This is a genomic window from Streptomyces regalis (assembly GCF_001509475.1).
GTDB classification, from domain to species: domain Bacteria; phylum Actinomycetota; class Actinomycetes; order Streptomycetales; family Streptomycetaceae; genus Streptomyces; species Streptomyces regalis.
The window spans coordinates 1-11446 of the sequence record NZ_LLZG01000013.1; the positions used below are offsets into that span (position 1 = coordinate 1).

11 protein-coding genes are annotated in these 11446 nt (G+C 67.9%); 5 read left to right on the forward strand and 6 right to left on the reverse strand.

Features of this window, described 5'->3' with window-relative positions; genetic code table 11:
- From ADL12_RS03465 to ADL12_RS03475, 3 genes are all read left to right on the forward strand, one after another.
- Positions 1-616: SDR family oxidoreductase (locus tag ADL12_RS03465; RefSeq protein WP_062698323.1), on the forward strand; the 616-nt coding region annotated here is incomplete at its 5' end.
- 27 nt (positions 617-643) lie between these two features.
- Positions 644-1525 (forward strand): alpha/beta fold hydrolase, encoded by an 882-nt coding sequence (locus ADL12_RS03470; RefSeq protein ID WP_062698325.1) that lies wholly within the window; start codon positions 644-646, stop codon positions 1523-1525.
- 105 nt (positions 1526-1630) lie between these two features.
- Positions 1631-3307 (forward strand): CocE/NonD family hydrolase, encoded by a 1677-nt coding sequence (locus ADL12_RS03475; RefSeq protein ID WP_062698327.1) that lies wholly within the window; start codon positions 1631-1633, stop codon positions 3305-3307.
- Between the two features lie 60 nt (positions 3308-3367).
- On the opposite strand, the gene ADL12_RS53680 is transcribed toward ADL12_RS03475, so the two are convergent.
- Positions 3368-3523, reverse strand: coding sequence for a hypothetical protein (locus tag ADL12_RS53680; RefSeq protein WP_159053067.1), 156 nt, complete (start codon positions 3521-3523; stop codon positions 3368-3370).
- Positions 3524-3739: 216 nt separating this feature from the next.
- On the opposite strand from ADL12_RS53680, the gene ADL12_RS03480 reads away from it, so the two are divergent.
- A complete protein-coding gene (locus tag ADL12_RS03480; protein WP_062698329.1) occupies positions 3740-4216 on the forward strand; it encodes an SDR family oxidoreductase in 477 nt (158 codons plus the stop codon).
- A gap of 262 nt (positions 4217-4478) precedes the next feature.
- Here the strand turns inward: ADL12_RS03480 and ADL12_RS58305 are convergent, their stop codons facing one another.
- From ADL12_RS58305 to ADL12_RS03500, 5 genes are all read right to left on the reverse strand, one after another.
- Positions 4479-4829, reverse strand: a complete 351-nt coding sequence (locus tag ADL12_RS58305) for a nuclear transport factor 2 family protein (RefSeq protein WP_107119818.1) — start codon at positions 4827-4829, stop codon at positions 4479-4481.
- Between the two features lie 42 nt (positions 4830-4871).
- Complete coding sequence (locus ADL12_RS03485; RefSeq protein ID WP_062698331.1) at positions 4872-5969, reverse strand: NmrA family NAD(P)-binding protein; 1098 nt, start codon at positions 5967-5969, stop codon at positions 4872-4874.
- Positions 5970-6003: 34 nt separating this feature from the next.
- Positions 6004-6507 (reverse strand): HoxN/HupN/NixA family nickel/cobalt transporter, encoded by a 504-nt coding sequence (locus ADL12_RS56000; RefSeq protein ID WP_062698333.1) that lies wholly within the window; start codon positions 6505-6507, stop codon positions 6004-6006.
- Between the two features lie 437 nt (positions 6508-6944).
- Positions 6945-7121, reverse strand: a complete 177-nt coding sequence (locus ADL12_RS03495; protein ID WP_062698335.1) for a hypothetical protein — start codon at positions 7119-7121, stop codon at positions 6945-6947.
- Between the two features lie 153 nt (positions 7122-7274).
- The gene (locus tag ADL12_RS03500) at positions 7275-9572 is read right to left on the reverse strand and encodes an alpha-L-fucosidase (protein WP_079051821.1); all 2298 of its coding nucleotides are present in this window, start codon (positions 9570-9572) and stop codon (positions 7275-7277) included.
- Positions 9573-9955: 383 nt separating this feature from the next.
- Between ADL12_RS03500 and ADL12_RS03505 the strand changes: the two genes are divergently transcribed.
- A complete protein-coding gene (locus ADL12_RS03505; protein ID WP_062698338.1) occupies positions 9956-11389 on the forward strand; it encodes an RICIN domain-containing protein in 1434 nt (477 codons plus the stop codon).
- Positions 11390-11446: the final 57 nt, after the last annotated feature.

Genomic DNA, 11446 nt, shown 5'->3' on the forward strand with positions numbered 1-11446 from the left:
CGGTGCCGGCAAGGTCTACGCCACGGCCCGCGACCCGCGCAGCGTGACGCACCCCGATGCGGTCCCGGTGGCGCTGGAGGTCACCGACCCGGCCTCCGTCGCGGCGGCGGCCGTGCAGGCGGGAGACGTCACCGTGCTGATCAACAACGCCGGTGCCTCGGTCGGCGCGTCCTTCCTCGACTCCCCGGTCGAGGACGTCCGCCGCGAGTTCGAGACCAACTTCTACGGCCCGCTCCTTCTCACCCGGGCCTTCGTGCCGGTCATCGAGCGCAACGGCGGCGGCCACCTCCTCAACGTGCACTCCGTGCTCTCCTGGATCGCGCTCGGCGGCTCCTACAGCGCCTCCAAGGCCGCCCTGTGGTCGCAGACCAACTCCCTGCGCCTGGAGCTCCGGTCGCGCGGCATCGCCGTCACCGGACTGCACGTCGGCTACGTCGACACCGACCTGGCGGCCGGCGTCGACGCACCCAAGTCCGACCCGCGGGACATCGCCGCCCTCGCCCTCGACGGCATCGAAACCGGCGCGTACGAAGTGCTCGCCGACGACGTCTCGCGGCAGGTCAAGGCGGGCCTGGCCGGCGACCTGGCCGGACTGTACGCCCAGCTGGCGAAGTAACCCCTTCACACACAAGGAGTCGGCAAGATGCCTGGTCACGAGTCACGTCCCACGATCCACATTCCGGGGACCACCAGCCACACCATCGCCCCGCGCGCGGGACTTGACGGCCGAGAGGGGACGCTGCGCTACCTCAAGGCGGGCACCGGCGCCCCCTTGGTCCTGCTGCACACCGTACGAACCCAGGCCGAGCACTTCCGCCACCTCATTCCGCTGATCGCGGACCACTACACCGTGTACGCCCTCGATCTGCCGGGGATGGGCTACTCCGACATCGTGCCCGGCGCCTCGTACGACGAGCCGGCCATGCGCGCGGGCGTCAAGCGGCTCCTGACCGAACTCGACCTCCACGACGTGACGTTGGTCGGCGAGTCCATGGGGGCGGTGCTCGCCCTGACCACCGCCGCCGACCTCCCGGAACGGGTCCGTCGCGTCGTCGCGGTCAACACCTACGACTTCCGCGGCGGAATCGCCCGCTCCAGCCTCCTCGCCCGCGTCGTGGTCAGCGGCGTCCTCCTGCCCGGAGTGGGCCCGGTGATCGCCGGTGTGGAGCCCAGGCCCGCCCTCCGCACGATCCTGCAAGGCGGACTCGGCGACAAGAGCGCACTGCGGGCGGACTACGTGGACGAACTCCTCCAGGTGGGCAGGCGCCCCGGCTACCCGACCGTCGCCCGGGGCGTGTACCAGAACCTGCCCAGCCTCATCGCGGCCCGCTCGCGCTACCCCGAGGTCAAGGCCCCCGTCCACCTCGTCTACGGCGAGAAGGACTGGTCCCGGCCCTCGGACCGGGAGGCCAACAAGCAGCTGCTGCCCGCCGCCGACTTCACGCAGGTCCCGAAGGCGGGCCACTTCATCGCCTTGGAACGGCCCGACGTACTGGCCGACCTGTTGAACGCGGCGGCGGCCTGACCTCCCCGAGAGTGCCGTGGTCACCCCCGTTCGGGTGTAGTGCGCCACGGGGACCAGGTTCGACCATGTCGCGTGGCAGCCTCGTGGCACGCAAAGGAGCAGCACATGGCGGAGATGCAGATCGAGTTCGATGTTCCGGCGGAGATGCGTGATGGCACCGTGCTACGCGCGGACGTCTATCGCCCCGGCGGTACGGGGCCGTGGCCGGTGCTGCTGAGTCGGCTGCCGTACGGGAAGCAGATGCCCATGGCGCTCGCGATCCTCGATCCCCTGGCGGCGGCCAGGCGTGGCTTCATGGTGGTCATCCAGGACACCCGTGGCCGGTTCGCCTCCGAGGGGCAGTGGGAGCCGTGGACGTACGAGGAGAGCGACGGGTACGACACCGTGCGCTGGGCTGCCGCCCTTCCCGGCGCGAACGGCTCCGTCGGCATGATCGGCGCCAGCTATTTCGGCAACACGCAGTGGATGGCGGCGCTGTCCAAGCCCCCGGAGCTGAAGGCGATCGCACCGATGGTCACGTGGTCCGATCCGGACGACGGACTATGGACGCGCGGCGGTGCGGTCGAGCTCGGCATCACCGCGCCCTGGACCCTCATGATGGGCGCCGACGCGCTGACGCGCCGGCACGGCACCGACCCTGCCGCGCTCGTGGGCGGCATCACCGGACTCGTACGGGATCTGGACGGCCTGGCGGGCGGCGGTTACGGGGAACTGCCCGTGGGACGCTTTCCCGCCTTCGCCCGCCACGACCTGCCCGAACTGGGCTACGAGCGGTCCCGGCGGGAGCCCGACTGGGCGCGCTCCTGCCGCGTCGCGGGCCGACACGACGAGGTGGACCTGCCCACCTTCCAGGTCGGCGGCTGGTACGACATCTTCACCCAGGGCACACTCGACAACTTCACCGCCATGCGCCGCGCCGGCCGGCCCGCCACACTGATCATGGGCCCCTGGACGCACACCAACCAGCAGCACGTCATCGGCGACGTCAACTTCGGGTTCGCCGCGAACTCTGCCTTCATGGGCATGCGCGGACGCCTGCACGACATGCAGCTCGACTGGTACCAGCGCGCGATCGGTGATGGCGAGGCCCTGGAGCCGGACACGGGCCGGGTGCTGCTGTTCGTCATGGGCGTCAACCAGTGGCGCGAGGAGAGGGAATGGCCCCTGTCGCGGGCCGTGGACACGGACTTCCACCTGCACGCGGACGGACGCCTGACCCTTGAGCCACCCTCCACTGCCGAGCAGCCCGAGGAGTTCACCTACGACCCCATGGATCCGGTGCCCACCACCGGCGGCGCGCTCCTGCTGTCCGACGAGTTCCGTGCCGGACCCCTGGACCAGACGGTCGTGGAGGCACGCGAGGACGTCCTCGTCTTCAGCACCGAACCGCTCACCGAGGACACCGAGGTGACCGGCCGCGTCCGGGCGGTCCTCTTCGCCGCCACGGACGGACCCTCGACCGACTGGGTGGCACGCCTGTGCGACGTCGACGAGAACGGCGTCTCCCGCAACATCACCGACGGCATCGTGCGCGTGCGTGCGGCGACGCCGGGCGAGGCAGCCGAACACGTCGTGGACCTGTGGTCGACCAGCATCGTCTTCCGGGCAGGGCACCGCATACGGGTCCAGATCACCTCCAGCAACTTCCCCCGCTGGGACCGCAACCTCAACACGGACGAACCCGAGCAGGACGCAACCACGGCCCGAGTGGCCCGCCAGCAGGTCTTCCACGACCCCGACCGACCCTCCCGGATCATCCTGCCCGTGGTGCCTCCGGCCTGACCGAAGCGGCGGGAGAGCCGGCCGATCCGTTGCTCCGGTAGGCAAGGGCTGCCGAAGCAGTCATGTCGGCTCGGTCGAAGGGCGGCAGGCATCCGCGGCGGAGGCGATGATCTCCCACCAGGGCGCCTGCCCGTCGGCAAACTCCGGGGTGAAGATTCCCTCGGCCAGCAGGCCGACCAGCCTGCGCTCGGCCGACCGGCGGTGACGCGGCCGCATCAGAAGACGGCGGCCACCCTGCCGAGTACGACACCCAGGGCCTGAGCCAAGAGGGCACGAGCAGCCGGTGGCCCCCGCCTGCTCGATCTGATGCCAGAGTCACAGGGCTCCGGTGAGTTGGCACGACCGGCGGCGGCCGTTCGAGATGACGGTGAGTTCCTCGGGTCACGCGGTGGCTGTGGGCTCGCCGTCGGGGACTGTCGTGGCGCGGAGGGAGTGTTCGTCCACCTGCCGGTGGCCCCGGAGGGGGACCGTCTGGCCTACGCGCACAACACCGTGGCCGCCGTTCGTGAGGCCCGACCCGCCCGCGTGGTGTTCTCCACCAGCGGCGGCATCGTGAGCACCGACGGCGACAGCTCTCGGGGCGACTCGGCCGAGAACGCCGTATCGGTGCTTGTCGCCGGACTGGCGGACAGTGCTGTCTCCCACACGGTGATCGAGCCCCGCTTCTACCTGGAGAACCTGCTCCTGCCGCACGCGCTCGCGGGCGTCCGCGAGGAGGGCGTGCTGCGCTACCCGCTACCCAGCGGCCTCCGCGCCTCGTGGGCCTCGCACCCGGACATCGCCGACGCCGCCACCGCACTGCTCGAACGCACGGACGTCACCGGCGTGGTCTCTCCGTCGGGCAGTACCCGGCGATCAGCGGAGAGAACGTGGCCGAGGCGTTCAGCACCCGGCTCGGACGAACAGTGACCTACGAGGCGAGCCGGATCGCTCGATCACAGCCGAGCACTCCGCCCAGAAGCGTCTCGGCGTGACACCTCGGACGGCGAGCCAGTCGCCGGCCGGCATCGATCTCTGACATGGATCGCCAACGCTGATTCTCTGATCCTGATGAACAGCGTGGCGGCGCCTGCGGGCCCGGCACCCTTGGCTGAACGCTACTCCCACGACCAGATATCGACCGGGTTGCCGCTGGCGGCGAACCCGAAGGCGTTTCCGGTGTGGGTCGCGGTCATCCGCCAGTGGAGGACCACCCAGCCGCCCGGAAGCTCCTGCTGGAACAGGATCCGGTGCTGCGTTCGGTGAATCCGTCGCGGACCGCAGCGACCAGTGCTCGCATGCCGTCGATGCCCGAAGGGGCGGCGCCGGCAGCAGGGTTGTAGTCGATCACGTCCGGGGCGAACACCTCATCCGCCCCGGCGACGTCGCCGGTGTCGTAGAGCTCGGCTCGCGCGCGGCGACCGCAACGCGGGCCGAGCGCACCATCTCGCTTGCGGTGTTGGCCGTACTGATCGCAGGCGTGAAGATCGCCGGGTTCCTGGCCATGCCGGACAGGCCTGGGAGGTCTCGTCGCGCAGCGGATACCGAGCCACTACCGGCTCGCCTGTTTACAAGTTGCCCGTCTTTACAACTTGCCCGTCCTGAAATCCGCGCTGCTCTTGAGGACCGCGGAGTCCATGGTCCAGTTCTCCGGCTGGACCCTCTCCCAGAGGCTTCCCTTGCCGAGTTCCCTTCCCAGGTGGTCTTCGCGACGGAACCACTCCTCCGCGCTCCTGATCCTGTTGGGGTGGATTTCGTCGAGCAGGGCGTAGTCCCTGGTGATGATTCCGTGTTTCCACACGTTCCAGAAGCCCGTGAAGTTGTCGCGGAAGCTCATGGTGCTCTTGTCGTTGGGATCAGCGTTGTATCCGGCAGGGTGATCAGCGATCCCCCTGAGGTCCGGACTGTTCCAATAGGTGTCCAGATCGGTGTCGATGTACTGCGCCGGATGCCCGGTGACCTTCTCGAATGCCGCGGCCATATCGGTGTAGGTCATGTGCTCGATGGCGACTTCGAGGTCCATGCCGTTGGCCCGCTCCGGATTGTCGAAGAGCCAGCGGACATAGAATCCGCAGTCTTCGAGAGCGACGTGCGGAACGGATCCCTCGCCGAGCGGGACTCGCCACGTGACGACACCGTCCTCGATGCTGGGCGTCATGGGCGTGAGCGGCGAGATCACCATCTCGATGTAGGGACCTGACGTGAAGACCGCCGCTCCCATCCGGTCCCTGTTCTTTTCGTTCTGGAAGAGAACCCATTCGGCCATGCGACCCTTGCCGTCATAGTGGCCGGTGCGGAACCTGGAGTCGTAGCCCGACTTCTTGAGGGCGTAGTCGAGGTTCCCGTAGACGAAGAACTTGATTCCTTCCTCGATCGCTATCTCATAAGTGCGGATGGCCCAGTAGGTCTCGGTCTTCTCGCCGGTGTTGAACCCGTCGATGTTGACGAACGCCCCGTCACAGCCGCGAAATCCTTCGCGCAGCACGTCCTCGTCGGCGAATGACCCTTCGAGGATGGAGACGTTGCCGAGCGCGAGGAGTTCCTGGGCCCGGGGGGAGGTGGCATCCCGGGTGAGGACCCGGACGGAGTATTTCTTGTCTGCAACAAGAGCGCGGACGATGGGAATCCCTTGGGCCCCTGTACCGCCAATGACGAAGATGGTGGAGGTGGCATGAGAAGACATGGTTCTTGACTCCAGAGGTTGAGTACGCACGCGATCAGCACGCGCCGGGTGCGGCGCATTCCGGGCTGATCTCTGCTTCAGCTTGGCGATCAACAGCACCGACCGACTGGCTCTGTCCTGATGTCCGTGGCCACGAGCACTCGGAAATCGATCGGTTTCCATACCGTACACCGATCGGTTTCCAGGCGGCAAGCGCCCGGGGACCCGGTGGTGCGCGCGTATGTCCAGAGCCTGGTTCGAGGGCGCGGTGGCCGCCCACACGGCGCTGGGCGAGAAGCGTGCCGTCCGCGGCCGAGCCCGCCGCCATGCCCAGCGCGCCGACCTGGGTGGCGGTGTCGAAGCCGAGGCCGAAGAGCAGGCCCACGAAGTACAGCTGCCAGCCGTGCTCGATGAACATGTCGGAGCGGCCCTGAAGGACCCGGTTCATCAGGCCGCGGTCGGCCAGGAGTTCCTCCAGTTCCTCCGGCTGGTGGCGGCCGGCCTTCGCCTCGCGCCAGGTGCGGACGATGCCGCGTGCTACGCATCGGCAGTACGGCACGCGTCTTCACCGCATCCCTGCTGCGTGTGCTCGAAAGCGCAGAGCACAAGGACAACGCCGCGCCCCCGGACACTGAACGCCGTCGTGGCACACCACACGACGCAGCCCCGCCTCGCTACAGCGTGGGCCAGATGCGACGATCACGGACATCAGAGCGTCGGTCACAGCGCATGCAACAAGCCGCAGCCCCAAGACCCGCATCGATCTCAAGACCCGGGCCATGACCCGGGCCGGCGGTTCCGACAAGGTCTCGACGGCTGCTATGTGGGCAGGTCAGTGATGCGCTGCCGCTGCACCACCAGCAGACGAAGAACCTTCTGGTGTCGTACTCGCCGAAGAAGCCCGGCTTCTTCTTTACGTTGCAACTCCCAGTTCCTCCCACCGCTATCCCGCTCCTGACCAGCTCTTCCGGACCAGTCACGGACCAAAACCTCGACTCACCCCTCACGCGCCGCGCCCTGGCTGACGCGGTCCCACTCCTGCGTGGACTGCTCCATCAGGCGGTTGGCCTGCTCCCTGACGCCGTCCAGGAACTTGGCGTAGTGCCGGAAGAGGACCTCGATGCTCTGGCCGGCGCGGCGAGCGCATTCGGCCGGGTCCACACCGGAGTACAACGAGAACGAGATCCCGGCGTGCCGGAGATCGTAGGGCCGCTTGGCCAGCCCGGAGGTGGAGGAGTGGAGGGGTGAGGGCCGCGCGTGCGGCTGGAGGAAGGGGAGGCCGAGGGCCGGTGCGGTGCGGCACCGGCCCTCTCGCGCATCGCCGGGCTACAGGGCGATGACCTGCCATTCCTGGTTGGAGCCGCCCGTGTTGGGCCACTGGATGACGCTGGCGCCGTCCGCCGTGGAGGCGTCCTTGACGTCGGCGCACCAGCCGTTGCCGACGTTGACGAGCCGGTGGTAGCCGCTGGTGGCGGGGACGAGCTTCCACCACTGGTTGCTGCTGTCAGTGTCGGTCCACTGGTCGAGGGCAACGCCCTGGGCGGAACCGCCGGGGCTGTCCAGGACCTTGCCGCTGCGGACGTTGGACAGCCGGTAGGAGCCGTCGGTGTTGGGCAGCAGCTGCCACTGCTGGTTGGTGCCGCCGGTCCACGGCCACTGGATGACGGCCGCGCCGTCGGCGCTGGAGGCCCCGCTGACGTCCAGCACCTTCCCGCTCTTGCGGTTCACCAGCCTGAAGGTCCCCAGGTCGGCGGCGAAGGGACGGTCGTATACCTCGAGGTTGCGGATGGAGGTCCAGACGCCGGAGGGCAGACCGGTCACCGTCACCCGTACATACCGGGCCGACGCGCTGAACATGGCGGTCTGGACCTGGCTCGTGCTGGTGGTGTCGGTACGGTCGGCCAGGGTGGTCCAGTCGGTGTTGTCGGTGGAGCCCTCGACCTTGTACCGGTAGTTGGTGGCGTCCAGCTCCCAGGCGATCCGGGTGCCGGTGATCGACTTGGTCGAACCCAGATCCACCTTCAGCCAGTGACCTGTGTTGCCGTTGTTCGCGCACCAGCGGGTCGCGGTGGAACCGTCGACGGCCTTGGCCGCGGTGTTGCCCTTGGAGCTCTCCTCACTGCTGGCCGTGGCCGTCCTGCCGACGGCGATGTCGGCGGGCTGGACCGTCCGGTCCAGGGTCACCCCGACGACGCTGTCCTCGGGGATTCGGGTGCGGTTGATGCCGGTGATGGTCACCTCGCCGTCCGAACTCACGGAGTACGACAGGTCGGTGCCCGACGCCACGTCGAAGACCCGGGTGACCGTCGCGTCGCCGATCTGCGGGGTGGTGAAGGAGGTGCCGCTGTAGCCGGGCAGCAGGTGGACGTAGAAGGTCCTGTCCTTGTACGTGAAGCCGTACTTGCCGTCGACCGGGTTCCACGGGCCGCCTCGGGTGCCGTACACGGCCTCGCCGCACGTGGTCAGGAAGGATCCGATCCGCCGTACCAGGGCCTGCTGGTCGCTGGGCACCGCGCCGGTGCGGTCCGGGCCGACGTTGACCAGGCAGGTCATGTTGCGCACCCAGGCATTGACCAGGATGTTCGTGGCCGTGCCGAAGCTCATCACGCCGGAGCCGGCCTTGTAGCCCCAGGCACCGCCGATGGTGAAGCACTTCTCCGACACCTTGCCGGTGCGGATGGCGCCGCTCGGAACCGACGGGCCCTCCTCGCTGGCGAAGTCGCCGATCCAGCCGGAGCGCAGGGTGGTGACGATATCGGGCTGGTACTTGCGGACGAGGCCGGTCAGCCCCAGGGGCTTTCCGGTCGCGGTGTCGGTGTCGCTGTAGGCGGCGTCCACCGGCCACTCGTTGGACGTGTCCCGGAACTTGCCGGGCTCCCAGAAGAAGGCGGCGTCCGCGTCGGAGCCCTGCTGGCCCAGCCAGCCGCCGTCCCACCAGAGGTCGTCGATCTTGCCGTACTGGGTGACCAGTTCCTTGACCTGCTGGTACACCTCGTTCTTCATGATTCGCGCGTTCTCCTTGTGCGCGGGATCGGTGGTGTAACCCCAGGCGTTCTCCAGGCAGTTGGTGCCGTGGACGTCGTAGTAGCCGGGGTAGCGCCAGCTCAGGGGGGAGAAGTACAGGCCGACCTTCAGCCCGGCGTTCCGCACGGCGGTGACGTACTGGCTGATGAAGTCCTTCTGGAGCGGGGCCTGTCCGGAGTGCCAGGCGTTGGGATGGGTGGACGGCCACAGGGCGAAGCCATCGTGGTGGCGGGCCGTGAGCACCGTGTACCTGGCGCCCATGTCCTTGGCCAGTTGGGCCCAGTCGGCCGGGTCGTAGGCGCTGCCGGTGAACTGCTCGCTGGTGGCGTCGGTGACGTACTTCTTGTAGTTCTCCGGCGTGATGGCGGCGTTCTCCATGTACCACTCGCCCTTGGCCGGGCCGGAGTAGGGACCCCAGTGGATGAACATGCCGATCTTGGCGTCCTGCAGCCACTGGACCTTCTCGTCGGGCTGCTGCTCAAGGCCCATGTCGATCTTGGGGATGCGCAGTGGCGGCAGGGGCAGCGGCTGGGAGGAGGCGGCATGAGCGGGTGAGGCCAGGGTGGGGGTGATGGCGGCGGCGACCGTCATGGCCGCCATGCCGACCAGCACTCTTCGTCGGGTGATGGGTTCTGACAAGGGAGGTCTCTCCTGACTGTCCACAGGACAGCACGGACCGTGCTGCGGCTCAACATCCGGACCGAATAGATCGGATGAGTCATCCATCGCCGGCAAGGTGCAGGGGAGCCGTACGAAGGCGTACACGACACCGGATGACATGGATGCATTAATGGCCCACGAGCCAGGTCCTGTCCAGAGGTTGGGAAGAAACCGGCAGGAAGTCGCAGGCTGCGACGATCGATGAACGGCATGAGCGGTGAATACATCCGATGTCTAGCCTTGACGCGGCCACGCCATCCATCTACCGTCCTCAACGGAGCCGCACATAACCAAACAATTTGAAACCGTCGTCGAGGAATCCAATGCGCCGACGCATTCTCAGCCTCGTGCTGGCCGCCACGATGAGCGTGTTCACCCTGCTCGTCACCGGATCGCCCGCGCAGGCCGCCCTGGTCACCGTGACCAACGCGACCCAGTTCACCGACACCACCGGCGCCGTGGTGCACGCCCATGGAGGAGGGGTGATCAAGGTCGGCTCCTATTACTACTGGTTCGGCGAGAACCGCAACGCCGACAACACCTTCAAAGCCGTCTCCGCCTACCGCTCGACCGACCTGAAAACCTGGGAGTTCAGACGCAACGTCCTCACTCAGGTCAGCGACCCCGAGCTCGCCGTCGCCAACATCGAGCGCCCCAAGGTCATCTACAACTCCACGACCGGCAAGTTCGTGATGTGGATGCACAAGGAGAACGGCACCGACTACACACAGGCCCGCGCAGCCGTCTCCGACACCGTCGACGGCGACTACACCTGGCAGGGCAGCTTCCGGCCGCCGTCCGGCACCACGTCCCGCGACATGACGCTGTTCAAGGACGACGACGGCACCGCCTACCAGATCACCTCCGCGGCCGGGAACGCCGACCTGCACATCTACCGCCTCACCGCCGACTACACGGCGTACGGCAGCCTGGTCGCCAATCCATGGGCGGGGACCTTCCGGGAGGCGCCGGCGCTGTTCGAGCGGAACGGCGTCTACTTCATGCTCACCTCCGGCAACAGCGGCTGGAAGCCCAACCAGCAGAAGTACGCGACCGCCACGAGCCTCACGGGTCCCTGGACCGCCCTGACCGACGTCGGTGACGACACCGCCTACGGCTCCCAGACCGCGTTCGTGTTGCCCGTCCAGGGCACTCAGAGCACCTCGTACCTGTACATGGGCGACCGCTGGGGCAACTCCATGGGCGGCACGGTCAACGACTCGCAGTACGTCTGGCTCCCCCTGACCTTCCCCACCAAGACCACCATGGACCTGCCGTGGTACCCGCAGGTTGCCATCGACACCGACGCCGGCACGATCAGCGGGGTGGGCGGCGGCCCCTACTACAAGCTGATCGCCCGGCACAGCGGCAGGTGCCTCGACGTGTCCGACAACTCGGCCGCCGACAACGCGGTCGCCATCCAGTACACCTGCACGGGCGGCCTCAACCAGCAGTGGCGGCTCCAAGACGCGGGTGACGGCTACGTCCGCGTCCTCGCCCAGCACAGCGGCAAGTGCCTGGGCGTCGCGGGCGCCTTCACGGCAGACGGTGCCTACGTGAACCAGTACCGCTGCACCACCGGCACCAACCAGCAGTGGAGGTTCCAGGACCAGGGCAATGGCTACTACCAGCTGGTGGCCCGGCACAGCGGCAAGTGCCTCGACATGGCGAACGCGTCCACCGCCGACGGAGCCCGGCTCATCCAGTGGCCTTGCGGGACCGGCACCAACCAGCAGTTCCAGCGTGTGACCGCCTGACCGGAGACAAGCGTGGCGGGTGGCGGCCAACTGCCGTCCCCCGCCGGACTTCGTGCC